18 protein-coding genes are annotated in these 18,093 nt (G+C 68.9%); 9 read left to right on the forward strand and 9 right to left on the reverse strand.

Going from position 1 to position 18,093, the window contains the following annotated elements:
- Positions 1 to 12: 12 nt before the first annotated feature.
- Positions 13 to 471 carry a malonate transporter subunit MadL gene (gene madL, locus JOE48_RS23305; protein ID WP_210033265.1) on the reverse strand — a complete coding sequence of 153 codons (459 nt, stop codon included), beginning with the start codon at positions 469 to 471 and terminating at the stop codon, positions 13 to 15.
- Between the two features lie 226 nt (positions 472 to 697).
- Here madL and mdcA point away from each other — a divergent pair, with 226 nt between their 5' ends.
- The 8 genes from mdcA to JOE48_RS23345 all read left to right on the forward strand — a co-directional run bounded on the left by mdcA (position 698) and on the right by JOE48_RS23345 (position 8,612).
- Positions 698 to 2,344 (forward strand): malonate decarboxylase subunit alpha, encoded by a 1,647-nt coding sequence (gene mdcA, locus JOE48_RS23310; protein ID WP_210033266.1) that lies wholly within the window; start codon positions 698 to 700, stop codon positions 2,342 to 2,344.
- Between the two features lie 39 nt (positions 2,345 to 2,383).
- A complete protein-coding gene (gene mdcC, locus JOE48_RS23315) occupies positions 2,384 to 2,692 on the forward strand; it encodes a malonate decarboxylase acyl carrier protein (protein WP_210033267.1) in 309 nt (102 codons plus the stop codon).
- A 2-nt stretch (positions 2,693 to 2,694) separates the two neighbouring features.
- A complete protein-coding gene (locus JOE48_RS23320) occupies positions 2,695 to 3,624 on the forward strand; it encodes a biotin-independent malonate decarboxylase subunit beta (protein WP_210033268.1) in 930 nt (309 codons plus the stop codon).
- Positions 3,611 to 4,327 carry a biotin-independent malonate decarboxylase subunit gamma gene (mdcE, locus tag JOE48_RS23325; protein ID WP_210033269.1) on the forward strand — a complete coding sequence of 239 codons (717 nt, stop codon included), beginning with the start codon at positions 3,611 to 3,613 and terminating at the stop codon, positions 4,325 to 4,327. Before JOE48_RS23320 ends, mdcE begins: the two co-directional genes overlap by 14 nt.
- Complete coding sequence (gene mdcG, locus JOE48_RS23330; RefSeq protein ID WP_210033270.1) at positions 4,320 to 4,979, forward strand: malonate decarboxylase holo-[acyl-carrier-protein] synthase; 660 nt, start codon at positions 4,320 to 4,322, stop codon at positions 4,977 to 4,979. The genes mdcE and mdcG overlap by 8 nt, the downstream gene beginning before the upstream one ends.
- Complete coding sequence (locus JOE48_RS23335) at positions 4,976 to 5,902, forward strand: acyltransferase domain-containing protein (protein ID WP_210033272.1); 927 nt, start codon at positions 4,976 to 4,978, stop codon at positions 5,900 to 5,902. The genes mdcG and JOE48_RS23335 overlap by 4 nt, the downstream gene beginning before the upstream one ends.
- Positions 5,903 to 6,078: 176 nt before the next feature.
- A complete protein-coding gene (locus tag JOE48_RS23340) occupies positions 6,079 to 7,062 on the forward strand; it encodes a GDP-mannose 4,6-dehydratase (RefSeq protein WP_210033274.1) in 984 nt (327 codons plus the stop codon).
- 68 nt (positions 7,063 to 7,130) lie between these two features.
- Positions 7,131 to 8,612 carry an aldehyde dehydrogenase gene (locus tag JOE48_RS23345; RefSeq protein WP_210033276.1) on the forward strand — a complete coding sequence of 494 codons (1,482 nt, stop codon included), beginning with the start codon at positions 7,131 to 7,133 and terminating at the stop codon, positions 8,610 to 8,612.
- Positions 8,613 to 8,660: 48 nt separating this feature from the next.
- On the opposite strand, the gene JOE48_RS23350 is transcribed toward JOE48_RS23345, so the two are convergent.
- The 3 genes from JOE48_RS23350 to JOE48_RS23360 are packed head-to-tail and all read right to left on the reverse strand — an operon-like array spanning position 8,661 to position 11,262.
- Positions 8,661 to 8,789: a DUF2474 family protein gene (locus tag JOE48_RS23350; RefSeq protein WP_210033278.1), complete on the reverse strand. Its 129-nt coding sequence runs from the start codon at positions 8,787 to 8,789 to the stop codon at positions 8,661 to 8,663.
- Between the two features lie 11 nt (positions 8,790 to 8,800).
- Complete coding sequence (cydB, locus tag JOE48_RS23355; protein WP_210033280.1) at positions 8,801 to 9,814, reverse strand: cytochrome d ubiquinol oxidase subunit II; 1,014 nt, start codon at positions 9,812 to 9,814, stop codon at positions 8,801 to 8,803.
- Positions 9,815 to 9,819: 5 nt separating this feature from the next.
- Positions 9,820 to 11,262 (reverse strand): cytochrome ubiquinol oxidase subunit I, encoded by a 1,443-nt coding sequence (locus JOE48_RS23360; protein WP_210033282.1) that lies wholly within the window; start codon positions 11,260 to 11,262, stop codon positions 9,820 to 9,822.
- 194 nt (positions 11,263 to 11,456) lie between these two features.
- Here JOE48_RS23360 and JOE48_RS23365 point away from each other — a divergent pair, with 194 nt between their 5' ends.
- Complete coding sequence (locus JOE48_RS23365) at positions 11,457 to 12,269, forward strand: universal stress protein (protein ID WP_210033284.1); 813 nt, start codon at positions 11,457 to 11,459, stop codon at positions 12,267 to 12,269.
- A gap of 10 nt (positions 12,270 to 12,279) precedes the next feature.
- Here JOE48_RS23365 and JOE48_RS23370 read toward each other — a convergent pair whose 3' ends face one another.
- From JOE48_RS23370 to JOE48_RS23390, 5 genes are all read right to left on the reverse strand, one after another.
- Entirely contained in the window at positions 12,280 to 13,041 is a 762-nt protein-coding gene (locus tag JOE48_RS23370; RefSeq protein ID WP_210033286.1) for a Crp/Fnr family transcriptional regulator, read from the reverse strand.
- A gap of 137 nt (positions 13,042 to 13,178) precedes the next feature.
- Entirely contained in the window at positions 13,179 to 14,123 is a 945-nt protein-coding gene (locus JOE48_RS23375) for a substrate-binding domain-containing protein (protein WP_210033288.1), read from the reverse strand.
- Positions 14,124 to 14,159: 36 nt separating this feature from the next.
- Positions 14,160 to 15,866 (reverse strand): methyl-accepting chemotaxis protein, encoded by a 1,707-nt coding sequence (locus JOE48_RS23380; protein ID WP_312893359.1) that lies wholly within the window; start codon positions 15,864 to 15,866, stop codon positions 14,160 to 14,162.
- Between the two features lie 282 nt (positions 15,867 to 16,148).
- A complete protein-coding gene (locus tag JOE48_RS23385) occupies positions 16,149 to 16,814 on the reverse strand; it encodes a methionine ABC transporter permease (protein WP_210033298.1) in 666 nt (221 codons plus the stop codon).
- Entirely contained in the window at positions 16,804 to 17,853 is a 1,050-nt protein-coding gene (locus JOE48_RS23390; RefSeq protein WP_312893360.1) for an ATP-binding cassette domain-containing protein, read from the reverse strand. The genes JOE48_RS23385 and JOE48_RS23390 overlap by 11 nt, the downstream gene beginning before the upstream one ends.
- Positions 17,854 to 18,093 lie beyond the last annotated feature (240 nt).

Raw genomic sequence — 18,093 nt, forward strand, 5'->3', positions numbered from 1 at the left:
GTCCCATGGCGTTCAGCCCTTCCTGACGGCGGTTGCCGAAGCCGGTGCTGCGTCGGGGGCTTCGGCATCGCCGCCGATTACCGATCCACCGTGCTCGACGGTGGCGCTGCCCGGATCCCGGCGGCCGATCCGGCTGAGCAGGGCCACGGCGCCGAAACACAGCACCAGCGAGCCGGTCGCCGCGATGAGCACGATCGGGCCGCCGCTGACCGCAGCCACCACGTTCTGCTGGGCCGCCATGGCGACCACGATCGGGATGTACATGCCCGCCCAGAACTCGACACCGAACTGGACGCCTTTGGTCAGGCGGCCGTGGCGGGAGAGCCAGAGCCGGGCGGCGATCAGCAGGATCATGGCGATGCCGACGCCGCCGACATTGGCCTTCACGCCGAGGGCAATGCCGAGAAGGTCGCCGAGATACACGCCGATCAACGTGCAGGCAGCGAGCAGAGCGACACCGAGGACGATCATCGGCGTTGACCGTTCTGCAGTGCCGTCCTGCCTCGCCGGTGCGGCGGCCGTGGCGACGCGCTCGTCATGGAGCGTCTCCTTCCCGAATCGGCCTAATGACCGTTGACGTCAGTATGCAGAAGATTGACGGGATCGCAATCCCGTATACGAAACCGTGATCAGGCGGACTTTAAAAATACCGGAAATGCTGATATCTCCGGTTCTGTACACCAGTTGGAGCGCGCGAATGAGCGAGTGGCGCGGTGATAGGCAGGCCCGTGATGCCCGCATCGAGGCGGGGCGCGCCCATGCGCAGGGCAAGGTGGTTCCGGCGGGTTCCGTCGTCGATCTGCTGGAGGCGATCCTGCGGCCCGGCGACCGGGTCTGCCTCGAAGGCGATAACCAGAAGCAGGCCGACTGCCTCGCCCGCGGCCTCAGCGCCTGCGATCCCGGGAAGATCCATGACCTGCACATGGTCCAGTCCGGGATCGTCCTGCCGGAACATCTCGACGTGTTCGAGACCGGCATCGCCAAGCGGCTCGACTATTCCTATTCCGGTCCGCAGGGCGGACGCATCGCCAAGATGCTGTATGGCGGTCAGATCGAGCTCGGGGCGGTCCACACCTACCTGGAACTCTTCGCGCGCTACTTCGTCGACCTCACGCCCAACGTGGCGCTGATCGCGGGCGTCTCGGCGGACCGGGACGGCAACCTGTATACCGGGCCGAACACCGAGGACACGCCCACAGTTGTGGAAGCGACCGCCTTCAAGAACGGCGTCGTGATCGCGCAGGTCAACGAGATCGTCGACCGTGTCCCGCGGGTCGACATCCCGGGCGACCGGATCGATTTCGTGGTCGAGGCGGACACGCCGTTCTACGTCGAGCCCCTGTTCACCCGAGATCCGGCGGCGATGACCGAGACGCAGATCCTGATCGCCATGATGGCGATCAAGGGGATCTACGCCGAGTACGGCATCAAGCGCCTCAACCACGGGATCGGGTTCGGCACGGCGGCGATCGAGCTGCTGCTGCCGACCTACGGGGAGAAACTTGGACTGAGGGGCAAGATCGCCACCCATTGGGCGCTCAACCCGCACCCGACCCTCATTCCGGCGATCGAATCCGGCTGGGTCAAGCAGATCCACTGCTTCGGCTCGGAGGTCGGAATGGACCGCTACATCCGCGAGCGCCCCGACATCTTCTTCACCGGTGCGGACGGGAGCCTGCGCTCCAACCGCGCCTTCTGCCAGACCGCCGGCCTCTACGCGTGCGACATGTTCATCGGGGCGACGCTCCAGATCGACCTGATGGGCCATTCCTCGACCATCACGCAGTCGCGAGTGGCGGGTTTCGGCGGTGCCCCCAACATGGGCTCAGACCCGCACGGCCGGCGCCACCCGTCCGATGCCTGGATGAAGGCGGGCCGCGAGGGCCAGATCGTCGGCGATCCGGCGCTGATGCGCGGCCGCAAGCTCGTGGTGCAGCTGGTCGAGACCTTCGGCGACAAGCTCGTACCGACCTTCGTGGAGAAGCTCGATGCCCTCGAGCTGGCCAGGAAGATCGGCCTGGAGCTGGCGCCGGTCATGATCTACGCCGACGACGTGACCCACATCGTCACCGAGGAGGGCATCGCCAACCTGCTGCTTTGCCGCGATGCCGACGAGCGCGAACAGGCGATCCGGGGCGTGGCCGGCTATACCGAGGTCGGCCGCGGCCGCGACCGGGCGAAGGTCGAGGAGCTGCGCGCCCGGGGCGTCATCCGCCGCCCGGAGGATCTCGGCATCGAGCCGCTGGATGCCGACCGGGCGCTGCTGGCCGCGAAGTCGATCAAGGACCTCGTGCATTGGTCCGGCGGGCTCTACGAGCCGCCGGCCCGGTTCCGGAACTGGTGAGCTTCGCGCGATGATGGGTCCTCTCTCAAGGAGCCGGCGATGGAAACCCTGACCTTCCGCCACACCACGAAGAAGCCGCTCTCCGGCTCGGTGCCGAGCGCGATCACCGGCGTCGTGGCCTCCGGCAACCTGGAAATCCTGCTGGAGCGGGTGCTGCCGCCGGATGCCTGCGAGGTCGCGGTCGAGACCCCGATCGCCGGCTACGGCGATGTCTGGGCGGCGGTGGTGGCCGATTTCGTCGCCCGGGCGCAGCCCGGCGGCCTCCGCATCAGCATCAACGACGGTGGCGCCCGTCCCGACACCGTGTCGCTGCGTCTGCTCCAGGGCGCACGGCTTATGGAGGCCTGACCATGGCTGGCGACCGCGCCAAGCGGATCGATCCGGATGCCCTGAGCTGGTACGAGGCGACTGCCCGTCAGCGCGTGTTGGCGCTCACCGATCCGGGAAGCTTCCGCGAGTTCCTGCCGCCGACGGAGCGGCGCATGAGCCCGCACCTGCCGCTGTTCGATCTGCCGCGCGCCTTCGATGACGGCATCGTGGTGGGCCGCGCGCGCCTCGACGGCAACCCGATCCTGATCGCCGCCCAGGAGGGCCGCTTCATGGGCGGCGCTTTCGGTGAGGTGCATGGCGGCAAGCTGGTCGGATTGCTCCGGGTGGCGCTGGAGCTGAAGCCGAAAGCGGTGCTGATCCTGTTCGACACCGGGGGCGTCCGTCTCCAGGAGGCCAATGCCGGCGAGACCGCCATTGCCGAAACCATGCGGGCCATCGTCGATGCCCGCGCAGCCGGGATCCCGGTCGTCGGGCTGATCGGCGGCCGCGCCGGCTGCTACGGGGGCGGCGGCCTGATCGCCGGAACCTGCTCGCGGCTGGCGGTGTCGGAGGGCGGGCGGATCTCGGTGTCCGGCCCCGAGGTCATCGAGACCAACAAGGGCGCCGAGGAGTTCGATTCGCGCGATCGGGCGCTGGTCTGGCGCACGATGGGCGGCAAGCACCGCCGCCTGATCGGGGGCGCCGACGCCTTCTGCGCCGACTCCGTTACGGCTTTCCGCGGGGCCGCCCTCGACCTCCTCAGCCGCGCGCCGGCCTTCGATCTGGCCACGCTGGAGGCCGAGCAGGCGCGTCTCGAGGACAGGATTGCGCGCTTCGGCGATTGCCGAGATGGAACGGATGTCTGGGCGCGTCTCGGCGTGAACGATCCGGAGGCAGTGCCGGGGATGGACACGGACGCGTTCGACGAGACCGTGGCCCGGGTCAGGGAGGCCGATCATGACGCTCGCTGAGATCCTCGCCTCGCTGTTCCCGGACGGGCATGCGGTGACGGTCCGCGACGGGCTCGTGACCGGAAGCGGCCCGTTCGAGCGCGGCCGGATCCAGGTCGTGGGTGTCGATGGCGACACGCCCCTCGGTGTCGAGGGGGCCCTGACACTGTCGCGCGCCGTACTCGATACGGTGCGGGCGGGCGAGCAGGCGCCGATCCTGGTCGTGGTCGATTCCGACAGCCAGCGCATGAGCCGGCGGGACGAGCTCCTGGGCCTGAACGAATGCCTCGCGCATCTCGCCAAGGCCCTGCTCCTCGCCGACCGATCGGGGCACTCGACGGTCGGGCTGATCTACGGCCACTCGGCCGCAGGCGCCTTCATCGCCACCGCGCTGGCAACCCGGGTGCTGGCGGCACTTCCGGGCGCCAGCCCCAGCGTGATGGATCTGCCCTCGGTCGCCCGCGTCACGAAGCTGCCCCTGGCGAAGCTCCAGGACATGGCCAAGTCGACACCCGTCTTCGCGCCCGGCCTCGACAACATGGTGGCGACCGGGGCGGTGCACGCAGTCCTCGATCCGGGCAAGCCGCTGGGCGGCCAGATTCGTGATCTCGTCGCGGAAACGCAGACCGACGACGTACGAGACCGCCTCGGCGAGGAGCGCGGCGGCCGCCCGGTGGCCCGCGGCGTCGCGACGGCCGTGGCCGATCAGGCGCGCCTTGGCTGAGGGCTACAGCCGCCACGACCTCGTGCAGGCTGATCCGGCGGCCTGGACCGCGTGGCTGGTATCGCGCCCCGACCTTGCCGGTGCGCCCCATCTCGACGGCTGGGCGAAGGCCGGGCGGCCGCTGATCGTTCGCCGCCGGGTGCCGGGGGAAAGCGGTGACGCCGTTCCCCTCGGCCTGCCGCTGCCACCCGCCGACGGCAAGCGGCGGATCGGGCTCGCCCTGCCGTCAGCGATGCTGTCGCCCAGGGAGGCACCGGATCTGGCCGAAGCGGCCCGGCATGCTCCTGCGGCGTGGCAAGCGAGCATTGGCGCCCTGGTCGCGGTCGGCCGCCACGACGCGATCGTGCCGCGACCGTTCGGCGCCCTGCTCTGGCAGGCCCTGACCGGTCTGACCTATCTGAGCGCGACGTCCGATCTCGACCTGCTCTGGCCGTGCGCGACCGGCCTGCCGGCCGGCCTGCTCGAGCGGATCGGCGCTGTCGCGGACACGGCACCCATGTCCATCGACGGAGAGATCCTGCTTCCGGACGGGACCGGTGTGCAGTGGCGGGAATTGCGCGACGCCCCTGAAGACGGATCGGTCGTGGCCAAGAGCCTCGATCGGGTGGCTCTGGTGCCGGCCGCGGCTCTGCGGGCGTCGATCCGCCGATGACGCTCGCGATCCTGCTCTCCGGCCAGGGCGGCCAGCATCCGGGGATGTTCGATCTCACGGCCGACCGACCCGAAGCTCAGGCGATCTTCGCCGCCGCCAAGCCGCTCCTGGGCGGCCGGGATCCGCGCGACGTCGCCAGGACCGGCGGCGACGACCTGCACGCGAACCGCACGGGGCAGATCCTGTGCTGCGTCGCGGCACTTGCCGCCTGGAACGCCCTCAGCTGCGCTCGACCGGCCCGCGCCATTGTGGCCGGCTACAGCATCGGCGATTTCGCCGCGTGGGGTGTCGCCGGACGGCTCGCTCCTGAAGTCGTCCTGACGCTGGCCGCGCGTCGAGCCGAGGTGATGGACGCCGCCACGGGCCGGGGTTTCGGGCTGGCGGGGATACGGGGTCTTCGGCTCGATGTTCTGGACACGCTCGCGGCCAGCCACGGATGCCACCTCGCCATCCGCAACGCCTCGGACAGCGGCGTCGTCGGCGGTCGGCGGGACGCCCTCGATACCCTGTGCTCCGCGGCGAGCGGATCGGGGGCGCAGCGAGCCGTCATCCTGCCGGTCCGGACCCCCTCCCACACGCCGTTCCTGTCGTCAGCGACAGATGCGTTCCGGCACATCCTGCAGGCCGCAAATCAGGAACGTCCTCCGGCCGGTGCGCCGCGTCTTGTCAGCGGCCTCGACGGAGCTGCGGTTTTCCGAGCCGAAGCGGGGCTGGAAAAGCTCGCGCTTCAGATTTCGCGGACGATTGACTGGGCTGCTTGTCTTGAAGCCTGCGGCGAATACGGCGCCGACCGGGTTCTGGAACTCGGTCCCGGTCACGCCCTGGCGACCATGGCGCGATCGGCGCTGCCGAAGGCGCGCGTCCACGCCCTGGACGAGTTCCGGTCGATTTCTGGCGTCGCGGACTGGCTGTCCTCCCCGTGAGATGCGCGAACAAGGACTAATAAATATTGATCGAGCAGCATTTGAATACATTCGCAACCTAAATCCTCCGCGCATCGGTGACATTCAGCGTCGGAAGATATTGAGGTCTGGCTGCTCCTTGACGCGGATGCGGTCGCGGTCGTAGCAGCCGGTCAACTGCGGAACGAGACGGGTTCATGACGGCCAAGCGAGCGCTGATCACGGGTGTGACGGGCCAGGACGGCGCGTATCTGGCGCAACTGCTCCTGAAGAAGGGCTACGCGGTGACCGGCATCGTGCGCCGCTCCAGCCATGCCGGCGTGTTCGACCATCGGTTGAAGTGGCTCGGCATTCTCGACGACGTGGAGCTGGTCGACGGCAATCTGCTCGACCAATCCGCCCTGCTGCGCATCGTCCAGGCGGCCAAGCCCGACGAGATCTATAACCTCGCCGCGCAATCCTTCGTCACCTCCTCCTGGCAGCAGCCGCTGCTGACCGGGCAGGTGACGGGGCTCGGCGCCGTGCACATGCTGGAATGCCTGCGCTCGGTGGCCCCGCAGGCGCGCTACTACCAAGCTTCGACCTCGGAGATGTTCGGGTTGATCCAGGAGGAGCGCCAGAGCGAGACCACGCCGTTCTACCCGCGCTCGCCCTACGGGGTGGCCAAGCTTTACGCGCACTGGATGACGATAAACTACCGGGAGAGTTTCGGGCTGCACGCCTCGAACGGCATCCTGTTCAACCACGAAAGCCCGCTGCGCGGCGTGGAATTCGTGACCCGCAAGGTTACGGACGCGGTGGCGCGGATCAAGCTCGGCAAGCAGAAGGAGCTGCGGCTGGGCAATATCGACGCCAAGCGCGACTGGGGCCATGCCCGAGACTACGTCGAGGCGATGTGGCTGATGCTGCAGCAGGACTGGCCGGACGACTACGTGATCGCCACCGGGCGGACCACGACGGTGCGGGACATGTGCGTCATCGCATTCAAGCATGCGGGCCTGGATATCGACGACCACCTCGTCATCGACCCGTCCCTGTTCCGGCCGGCGGAGGTGGAGGTGCTCCTGGGCAACCCCGCCAAGGCGAAGGCGACCTTCGGCTGGGAGGCGAAGACGAGTCTGGAAGCGCTCATCACCGAGATGGTCGACGCCGACATCCGCCGCCTCAGCGCCAACGCCTGAGCGCCCGGGCTCGCCGCCGCCCGCCGGCGGGTCCATATGGCGGACATCTCATCCCGGAGATGCGCGCCGTGAAGACCTATCAGCTCTACATCGACGGTGAGCACGTCGATCCGGTCGAGGGCTCGTGGTTCGAGTCGATCGATCCCTATCGCGGCGAGGCCTGGGCCCGGATTCCGCGTGCCTCGCGGGCCGATGTCGACCGGGCAGTGGCGGCGGCCAAGCGCGCCATGTGGGAGGGGCCCTGGGCCACCATGACCGCTTCGGCCCGCGGGAAGGTGCTGCGCCGGATCGGGGACCTCGTCGAGCGGGAGGCCAAGGCGCTGGCCGAGGTCGAGGTCCGCGACAACGGCAAGCTTTTCGCCGAGATGTACGGCCAGACCCGCTACCAGCCGGAATGGTGGTGGTACTACGCTGGCCTCGCCGACAAGGTCGAGGGCGCCCAAGTGCCGATCGACAAGCCCGAGACCTTCGCGTTCACCCGGCATGAGCCGGTGGGCGTGGTCGGGGCGCTGACCGCCTGGAACTCACCCCTGCTGTTCGTGGCCTGGAAATGCGCCCCCGCGCTCGCGGCCGGCTGCGCGGTCGTGGTGAAGCCCTCGGAATTCGCGTCCGCCAGCACGCTGGAATTCGCACGGCTGACCAAGGAGGCCGGCCTTCCGGACGGAATGTTCAACGTCGTCACCGGATATGGCGGCGAGGCGGGGACCGCCATCGTGGAGCACCCGGACGTCGCGAAGATCACCTTCACGGGCTCTGACGTCACCGGCGCGAAGGTCTACGAAGCGGCCGCGCGCCAGATCAAGCGCGTCTCCCTCGAGCTTGGCGGCAAGTCACCCAACATCGTCTTCGCCGATGCCGACCTGAAGGCCGCCGCCGCGGGCGCGATCTCAGGCATTTTCGCGGCCACCGGGCAGACCTGCATCGCCGGCTCCAGGCTCCTGGTCCAGAACAGCATCCGCGAGGACTTCGTCACCCGCCTGATCGAGCTTGCCCGCACGGCCAAGCTCGGCGATCCCATGCAGGCCGACACCAACATCGGACCGATCACCACGCCGCCGCAATACGCGAAGGTGCTCGACTACATCGCGCTCGCCAAGAGCGAAGGCGCGCGCTGCGTGTTCGGCGGCAACCCGGCCACCGGGCCCGGGGTGATCGGCGGCCAGTTCGTCGAGCCGACGATCTTCACCGGCGTCACCAACGCCATGCGCATCGCCCAGGAGGAGGTGTTCGGCCCGGTCCTGTCGATCATCGGCTTCGACGACGAGGCGGAGGCGCTGAGGATCGGCAACGACGTAGTCTATGGGCTGGCGGCCGGCGTCTGGACCCAGGATATCGGCCGCGCGATGCGCATGTCCAAAGGTTTGCGGGCCGGCACCGTCTGGGTGAATACCTACCGGGCGGTCAGCTACATGATGCCGTTCGGCGGCATGAAGCGCTCCGGCATCGGCCGCGAGAGCGGTATCGAATCGATCCGGGAATTTCTGGAGACCAAGAGCGTCTGGATCTCGACCAGCCGGGACGCGCCGGAGAACCCGTTCGTCATGCGTTGACGCCGAGCGCCGCGTCACTCGGGGGCGACGCGGCCGTCGCTTTGGCCCTCACACCGCCTTCAGGAGCCATCGGAGCGGCAGCGCCACGGCGGTGAGGCCCGCGACGCCGCCGGCCCAGAGCGCGATGAACCAGCCAAGCCGATGCAGGGATGTGCGGGTTTTCGTCACCGAGGTCATGACCCGCCCTCCTAATGGTAGCCCGGGGCGCCGGCCGCGACCTTGCCTCGGAACAACCAGTATACGTAGCCGGTATAGACCAGCACCATCGGCACCAGCACGACCGCGCCGGCGAGCAGGAAGGCCTGGCTGCTCGGATGGGTGGCGGCGTCCCAGATGGTGATCGCCGGCGGGACGATCATCGGCCACAGGCTGATTCCGAGGCCGACATACGACAGCAGGAACAGACCGAGCGCGCAGAGGAACGGCATCACCTCGGCGCGCCGGTCGAGGGCTACGAAGAACCGCCAAGCCAGGAGCGCGACCAAAATCGGAACCGGCGCGGCGAGGACGAGGTTCGGCCAAGCGATCCAGCGGGCCCGGAAGGCCGCGCTCAGGAACGGCATGGCGGCGGAGACGATCACGATCGCCGCCAGGGTGACGTATCCGAGCCGCCGTGCAAGCCGGTAGGCTCGGAGCTGGAGTTCCCCCTCGGTCTTCCAGATCAGCCAGCACGCCCCGAGCAGGCCGTAGCCGGCGACCAGGGCGGCCCCGGTCAGCAGCGAGAACGGCGTCAGCCAGTTCCACCAGCCGCCCGCATAGGCGCGGCCCTCCACCCGGATGCCTTGGACCAGCGCACCGAGGCAGATACCCTGGCAGAAGGCCGCCACGTAGCTGCCCCACGAGAAGGACCGGTCCCACACAGCTTGCGACCGCAGGGTCGCGGCGCGGAAGCGCATCTCGAAGGCGACGCCGCGGAACACCAGGGCCAGCAGCATCAAGATCAGCGGCATGTAGAGCGCCGGCAGGATGGTCGCGTAGGCGAGCGGGAAGACCGCGAACAGCCCGCCGCCGCCGAGGATGAGCCAGGTCTCGTTGCCGTCCCAGACGGGGGCGACCGTGTTGACCATGACATCCCGCTCCGCCTTGCCGCGGACGGCCGGGAACAGGATACCGACCCCGAGGTCGAAACCGTCCATCACCACGTAGAGAAAGACGGCCGTCGCGATGAGCAGCGCCCAGATGAGCGTGAGATCGAGGGACATCGGGCTTACTCCGCGGGCTGGGCGAGGGGACGGCCGTCCGCCACCGCACCGGCGATGAGGACGGGCGCCGGGGTGATCCCTGCGGTGCGGATCGGCTGGTCGGTGGGCGGCCCCGGCTCGTGGGCGTGGGGCACTTGGTTGAACAGGTGCAGGAGGTACCAGATGCCCGCCCCGAACACCGCGAGGTAGACGATCGCGAAGGCGGCCAGCGAGGCGGCGACGGCCGGAGCGGCCACCGGCGAAACGCTGTCGGCGGTGCGCAGGACGCCGTAGACCGTGAAGGGCTGCCGGCCCGCCTCGGTCACCGTCCATCCGGCCGTGACCGCGATCAGTCCCGAGGGTCCCATGCCCACCGCGAAGCGGTGCAGCCACGGGGATTCGTAAAGCCGGCCGTGCCGGCGCAGCCACAAAGCCGCGAGGCCGAGCGCGATCATCAGCAGGCCGAGGCCGACCATCACCCGGAAGGACCAGAACACCAGCGGCAGGTTCGTCGGCCAAGTCTCCCGCGGCATGTCCTTGAGGCCCCGGACCTCGCCGTCGAGATCGTGCGTCAGGTAGAGGCTGGCGAGACCGGGTATGCCGATCCGATCCCGCACCAGTCCGGCCTCCGCGTCGGGCCAACCGAACAGGATCGCGGGCGCGCGCCGCTCCGACTCGAAGTGCCCTTCCATGGCGGCGACCTTGGCCGGCTGATGCTGGTAGGAGTTGCCGCCGTGCAGGTCGCCGATGATCATCTGGGCCGGCGCGACGACGGCCGCCATCCACATGGCCATGGAGAACATGAGCCGGGCGCGGGGATTGGCACGGTCGCGCAACAGGTGCCACGCGCCCACCGCCCCGACGATCATCGCGGTGGTGAGATAGGCGCCCGTGACCGTATGGGCGAAGCGGTACGGGAAGGACGGGTTGAAGACGATCGCCCACCAATCGGCCGGGGCGAAGCGCCCGTCCGGACCGACCACGTGGCCTGTGGGCGTCTGCATCCAGGAATTGGCCGACAGGATCCAGAAGGCGGAGGTGAGCGTGCCGCCGGCCACCAGGCAGGTCGCCAGGAAGTGCAGGCGCTTGCCGACACGTTCCAGGCCGAACAGCATGACGCCGAGGAAGCCGGCCTCCAGGAAGAAGGCCGTGAGGACCTCGTAGCCGAGGAGAGGCCCGAGCACCGGCGCCGTGCGATCGGCGAAGACCGACCAGTTCGTGCCGAACTGGTAGCTCATGACCAGACCCGAGACGACGCCCATCGCGAAGGCGATGGCGAAGATCCGGAGCCAGTAGCGGTAGGTATCGAGGTAGACGGCCTTCCCGGTCCGCAGCCAGAAGCCTTCAAGCACCGCGAGATAGCTCGCGAGCCCGATGGTGAAGGCCGGGAACAGGAAGTGCCAGACGATCGTGAGCGCGAACTGGGCTCGCGCGAGGTTGACTGCACTGGGCAGTTCGAGGGCGGACATCGCGGTCTCCGGAGGAACGGACCCGCGACCTCTGACGCGCCCTGGGCGGCCGTTCCTTGATCCAGCGCAAAGCGTGCCGCTGCACGGGGGATTGCGCGACCGGCCTCGCCGTTTGCGCTGGATCAAGGCTTCGCCGAACGGCACCGCCGACATTGCCGCCCCGGGGCCGGACGACCGGTCCCGAGGAGGTCGCCGTGCGCTACGCCAACATTCTCGTATCGGTGGATTTCGCCGAGACCGCGCCCGACCGGATCCGCCTCGCGGCCGGCCTCGCGCGCCGCTTCGATGCGCATCTCACAGGGGCCGCCGCCGCGGCGGTGCCGGCGCGGCTCTTCGCGCACGACCTCGGGGATGCCGAGGCCCAGTACGACCGCTCAAGGAACGAGATCCTGCAGGAACTCGAACGGGCTCACGGGATCTTCGCCCGCTGTGCCGGCGAGGCCTCCCGGACCGAGTGGCGCGCCGCCACCGAACGGCCCTTCGTGCACATCATTAAACAGGGCCGGGCCGCAGACCTCCTCGTGATCGGACGCGCCGGCCTGGGCGACCTCGATCCGGATCCGCTCGGCGTCGCGCTCGGACCCGTCCTGATGGAGGCCGGCCGGCCCGTCCTGGTGGTCCCGCCCCGGGTGGCCGACCTGGTGGGACGGCGCATCGTCGTGGCGTGGAAGGATACGCCGGAGGCGCGCAGGGCCGTGTCCGGAAGCATGCCGTTCATCCGCTCGGCCGATCAGGTCTTCGTCGTCACGACAGGCGAGGGCGCCCGGTTCGACGGCGCACAGGATGTTGCCCGCCATCTGGACCGCCACGGTGCCTCGGTGACGAGCCACCTGCTGACGACGACCGTGAGCGACGGTGAGGAGATCCTCCGGTTCGCCCGCGAGCAGGAGGCCGACCTGATCGTCATGGGCGCCTACGGCCATTCCCGGCTCCGGGAATGGGCCTTCGGCGGCGCGACCCGCGATATCCTTCGAAGCACCGCGATCTGCTGCCTGATGGCGCACTGAGATGCGCCGCTCAGCTGGCGGCCAGCTGCTCCAGCCGGCCGGGATCGACGAGCCGCACGCCGCCTGGCACGATCAGGATGGCCCTTTCGCGATCCAGGCGGGTGAGCATCCGGCTCACGGTCTCGATGGTGAGCCCCAGATGGTCGGCGATGTCCTGGCGGCACATCGGCAGCTCCAGCGTCACCGACGTGAGCCCGATCCGGGCATAGCGCGCCCGCAGGCCGAGCAGGAAGGCGGCGACCTTTTCCTCGGCGGTCCGCCGCCCGAGGAGCATCATGTGATCCTGCGCCAGGGTGAGTTCGTAGCCCGCACGCTCGTGCAGGCGCCGCAGCAGGTGCGGTACGTCCTCCACGAGAGCCGTGAAGGCACGCCGGTCGAAGCGGCAGAGCGCCACCGGCGTGAGCGCTTCGGCCGTGACGGTGAAACGCTCCGGAAGAGCGAGGCCAACAAAGTCGCCGATGAGCGCAAAACCGATGACGTGGCGGCGCCCGTCGGGGAGCAGGCGGGACAGCCGGAGGGCCCCCTCAGTCACATTGTAGACGGCGTCGGCCCGATCCTCCTGACCGAACAGGATCTGACGCGGGTCGAGTACGATCCGGTGGCTGACCGCCTCCAGGCGCTCGAGCTCCTGACCGGTGAGAGCGGCGCAGACACTGACCCTGCGGACATCACAGGCGACGCAGCCGCCTTCGGACCGACCGTGCCGGCATGCCTGATTCGTTGCCGGATCGGTTCCGGCACTGGGCTCCGGACTCGCGGGCCGGACGGTCATTCCGAACTCCTGCGGGCCGCGGGATCGCAGCCGTGGCGCGCGAGAACGCCTGTCCGAAGCGCGCGCAGATGGACGCGCGCGGCATAGCAGATCGAGGTCCCGTGCGACAGCTACAGGTGGTAGCGACGCCAGGCCGTCTATTTCGAAAATTGCATGGTCGACATCCTGTCTGTGACCAGCCTGCACGGCATCCAGTCGTATTGCTGAACCGGCCGATGCGCGATCAGCGCCAGGGCGTCGTCGATGGCTCGGCGGCCCTGCAGCGTGGCATCCTGGTGGACGGTCACCGCCAAACGTTTGCGCTGCATGGCCAGCATGCCGTCCGCGGTCGCATCGATACCGCCGATCAGGATCCGCCCAGCGGGCAACCCGGCCGCTTCGACGGCCTCCGCGGCGCCGATCGCCATCGCGTCGTTGTTGGCGGCAATCGCATCGATGCCCATTCCCTGTGCGAGCCATCCGGAAACCAGCGTTCTTGCCGTTCCGCGATCCCAATCGGCGGCGCCTTCCGCAACGAGCTGAAGGCCCGGAACCTCGGCCATCACCGCCTTGACGCCTCGGGTGCGCAGGACGGAACCCGCTCGGGCGGGGTTTCCCGAGATGATCGCGAGGCGGCCGCTTCCGTTCATCATCTGGGCGAGCTTGCGCATCTGCAGGCGACCGGCCACGAGCTCGTTCGGGATCACGAGGGCGACCCGCCCCGCAAGCCAATCCTCGCGTGGCCCGTCGTTGACATAGACCAGCGGGATGTCGGCCTCCTGGGCGAGGCGGGTGATCGCGGCATTTGCGGCCGGCTCGACCGGCATGACCAGCAGCGCGTCGACTTTCGCGGCGATGAGGTCCCGGACCTGCGCGATCTGCTGCGCGCCTGCACCTTCGGGGGCATAGGCGAAGCGTACCAGGAGGCTTCGGGCTCTCGCGTGCTCCTCCAAGCTGTCGTGCAGCAGCTGCATCGACCCGACCGGCTGGGTCATCGCGATGCCGAGTGTGGTCGCGAGGGCATGATCCGCACCGCACGCGAGTGCAGCCAGGGCTGCCGCGCAGATCCGAGCCAGAACCCGGACATGGCGTGTTCGGCTCATGCGGCGGGATCCCTCATGGCTGGGCCTCGGCACCGCTCAGGCGGCCCGGATGGTGTCGAGGATGCAGGCAGCCTCGTCGCGCAGGCGCTCGGCGTCGCGCGAAAGCGCGCTCGCTTGGTCAAGCATCCCGATCGCAGCCGCGCCCGCGGTTTCTGCGGTCTCGACCATGCCGGCGATGTGTGCGCCGACCGCGTTGCTGCCCTGTGCGGCCCGTGCGATGTGCACGATCTCCCGGGTCGCGGCTCCCTGCTCCTCGACCAGAGCGGCGATCGATGCGGCGGCTTGGTTCATGTCGCCGGCCCGGGTGGTGATATCCGCAACGGCCGCGACCGCCTCGGCTGTGGAGCTCTGAATGACGGCGACGTGGCGGGTGATGTCGTCCGTCGCCTGCTTGGTCTGGCCTGCGAGGACCTTGACCTCGGCAGCCACGACCGCGAAGCCGCGCCCGGCCTCGCCGGCGCGCGCCGCCTCGATAGCGGCGTTCAAAGCGAGGAGATTGGTCTGCGCCGCGATCTTGGCGATGAGCCGGACGACATCCCCAATCCGTTCCGCGGCGCCGCTCAAAGCCTCGACGCGACCGGTCGCCCGCTCCGCCTCCATGGCGGCGCCGCTGGCCATGGCGGCCGTCATCTGAGCCTGGCGGCCGACCTCTTGAATCCAGCTGCCGAGTTCGTCGGCAGCGGCCGCGATCGTTTGGATCGTGGAGCCGGCTCGCTCGGCGGCGGCCTCTATCGTGCTCGTCCGGTTCACGGCCGCCCCCGCCGCACATCGCATCCGGTCGGCCGTCCCGCGCAGCTCGGCTGCAGCCAAGGCCACCGTCCCGACGATCTCGCCAACCGCGGACTCGAAATCCGCCGCCACCGCGTGCACCGCGATCCGGCGCTGCTGCTCAATTGTGGCGCGTGCCCGATCTGCCGCCGCCTCGCGCGTCCCGGCCTCCAGCACACGAGCCTTGACCGCCTGCAGCGCGCCCGCCATCGCGCCGAGTTCGTCCTGCCGCTCTCCCGCCGGGAGTGCCGCAGCGAGACGATCGGACGCCAAGCCCTGCATGGCGCGGGTCATCGCGGCAATCGGCGCAGCCACCCTGCGCAGGTTGAACCAGACGATCCCCCCCGTCAGGGCAGACGCCACGGCCACGGCCGCGGCAATTGCCAGCCGCGCGCTGGCGCCGACCGCGTCCGCCACCGCCGCCTGTTCGAACGCTCTGGCTTCGCGATAGGTCAGGGCGGTGTCGATCGCCTGCGCGAGAGCTGCCGAATCGCCTTGCAGCGCGCTCGTGATCACCGTGTCGGCGAGTTCCATCTCACCGGCCTCGTCCAGGGCGGCCGCTTCGGCCTCGACGGCGCGGAAATGCCGCCAGGCTTCGCGCAGCCCACGGGCGAGCCGCTGTTCCTCCGCTCCGGTCACCGTCGGCGCGTAGGCGCTCCAGGCCGCCGAGAACGCCGCCTGCACCTGGTCGCCTTGAGCGCGGTAGGTCCGGCGGCTCTCGTCCGACGGAGCAATGTGGGCCAGGACGTCGAGGGCGCGCAGCTCCTGGCTCAGCTGTTTCATCGTTCTTAGGATAGCCGCCACCCTCATTTCTCCGGCGACAGTGCGACTCACGTCGTTGATCAGGCCGATGCGGGCAATCGAGAACGCCCCGATCGCCACGGACAGACAAAACAGGACCACCGCAGACCCGATGATGATCGTTCGGAGGCTGGCGGACGATCTCCGCGCAAGTGCGGACCTAAACATCAGCATCCATGTTTTTCCAAGCGATTATATTGGGCAATTTAACCTTGCTCAAGGAAGAAATCAAATTTCCGATGATTATCAATACATCGTGGTAATGCAATAAGGGTCACATCGACCAATGCGCCGAGAGGATTTAATTGGCGAGCCCTGTCCTATGGAATGCAGAGTCGCGGGAGCTCGGCCGCCATTTGGAGCCGGTACGGGCTCAGGGCGCCGGACCGACCGACGACCTCATGGCCGACGTGCGTGACATGGGCCGGAGGGGAGGGGGCGCCGGCCTTCGATCGGTCAGTCGCGGCGGATGCGTCGGTTGACGCGTCGGGCGAGCCAATCGCCCGCAGTCTGGACCGCTTGGACAAGCAGAATCAAAACAATGACGACAGCGAGCATCATCTCGGGCCGGAAACGCTGGTAGCCGTAGCGGATCCCGAGATCCCCGAGGCCGCCGCCCCCGACAGCGCCGGCCATCGCGGAATAGCCGATGAGCGAGACGACAGCCAAGGTCAGCCCGAGCACGATGCCTGGCAGCGCCTCCGGGATCAGCACCTTGCGGATGATCTGTGCGGGGCTCGCTCCGAAGGCGCGGGCCGCCTCGACGAGCCCGTGATCCACCTCGCGGATCGCCGCCTCGACGAGGCGCGCGATGTAGGGGGCTGCGGCCACCGTGAGCGGAACAGCGGCGGCACCGGTCCCGAGCGACGTGCCGGCGACGAGGCGGGTGAACGGGATGATTGCCACGACCAGGATGATGAAGGGTGTTGAGCGCGTGGCGTTGACCGCGAGCCCCAGAGCCGCGTTCAGGGCCGGCGCGGCGAGGAGTTCACCTCGCCGGCTCGTCGCCAGGAACACGCCCAGCGGCAGGCCGATCAGGGTCCCGATGATTGCGGAGAGCGCCCCCATGATCAGGGTCTGGCGCGTGGCCTCGGATAGGAGCCCGAGATAGTCAGGCGACACAGGCGGCCTCCTCGACCGGATCGAGGTAGCCGAGGAGGTCTGCCGCCGTCCCCGCCGCGCTCAGGAATGCCTGCGCCCGGCCGACCACTTCCGGTCCTGGCGACAGCGCCACGACGAGCGTGCCGAACGGCTGGCCGCCGATCTCGTCCACGGTGCCGGCCAGGATCGCCGCCTCGATCCCGGTCTCGCGGGCCAGCCGTGCAACGAGCCCCGCATCGCCGCCGGGCCCCCTGAAGCGGAGCTGCAACAAAGGTGCGCCGCCCAGGCACGGCGCGGCGCTGATCCGCGCGGCGAGGCCCGGCGGCACGGCGGACCCGGTCTCCGTGGCCAACAGACGACGGGTGATGTCGGATCGCGGCCGGGTGAACACCTCGAAGGCCGAGCCAGCCTCGACGATGGCGCCGCCCTCGATCACCGCCACCGCATCGGCGACGGTCCGGATCACCGACATCTCATGGGTGATCAGGACGATGGTGAGCCCGAGCGTCGCGTTGATCCGCTTGAGCAACGCCAGGATCGACCGCGTGGTCTCCGGATCGAGCGCCGATGTGGCCTCGTCCGACAGCAGGACATCCGGCCCTGTCGCGAGCGCCCGCGCGATTCCGACCCGCTGCATCTGGCCGCCAGACAGCTCGGCCGGATACCGCGCGGCCTCGGCGTCGAGACCCACCAGCGCAAGAAGCTCCGCGACACGATCGCGGATCGCACCGCGTTTCCAACCCGCAAGTTCCAGAGGCAGGGCGATGTTGTCGGCGGCACTGCGCGAGGAGAGCAGGTTGAAATGCTGGAAGATCATGCCGACCCGGCTTCGCGTCCCGCGCATCTCCCGCTCGGTCAGCCGCGAGACCTCCACGTCACCGATGAAGACCCGTCCGCTACTGGGACGCTCCAGGCCGTTGATGAGCCGGATCAGCGTCGACTTTCCAGCGCCGGAGCGCCCGATGATCCCGTGAATCGAGCCCGCCTCAACGGCAAGGTCGACGCCGACGAGCGCCGCGATCGGGTCGGCATCGCCCGGGATCGGGTAGACCTTCGACACCTGCTCGAACCGGATGAGCTTTGCGCCGGCCTCGCGACAAGGCGACGGCGATACGGAGACGACCAATCGGAACTCCCTCTTAGGTACCCGCCGGCCCGCGACACGTGGAGAAGGTTGAGCTTTGTTTATCCGGGAGTCGCTTGCGCAGGGCCGAGGCAAGTACAGGCCAAAGCTTTCCGACACGTGATGTCGATCTCTCTCGTCGCCCCGGTGTTCGAAGAACAATCGTCTCGACGCAGA

Origin of the sequence: Methylobacterium sp. PvR107, from assembly GCF_017833295.1 — a bacterium.
GTDB lineage: Bacteria > Pseudomonadota > Alphaproteobacteria > Rhizobiales > Beijerinckiaceae > Methylobacterium.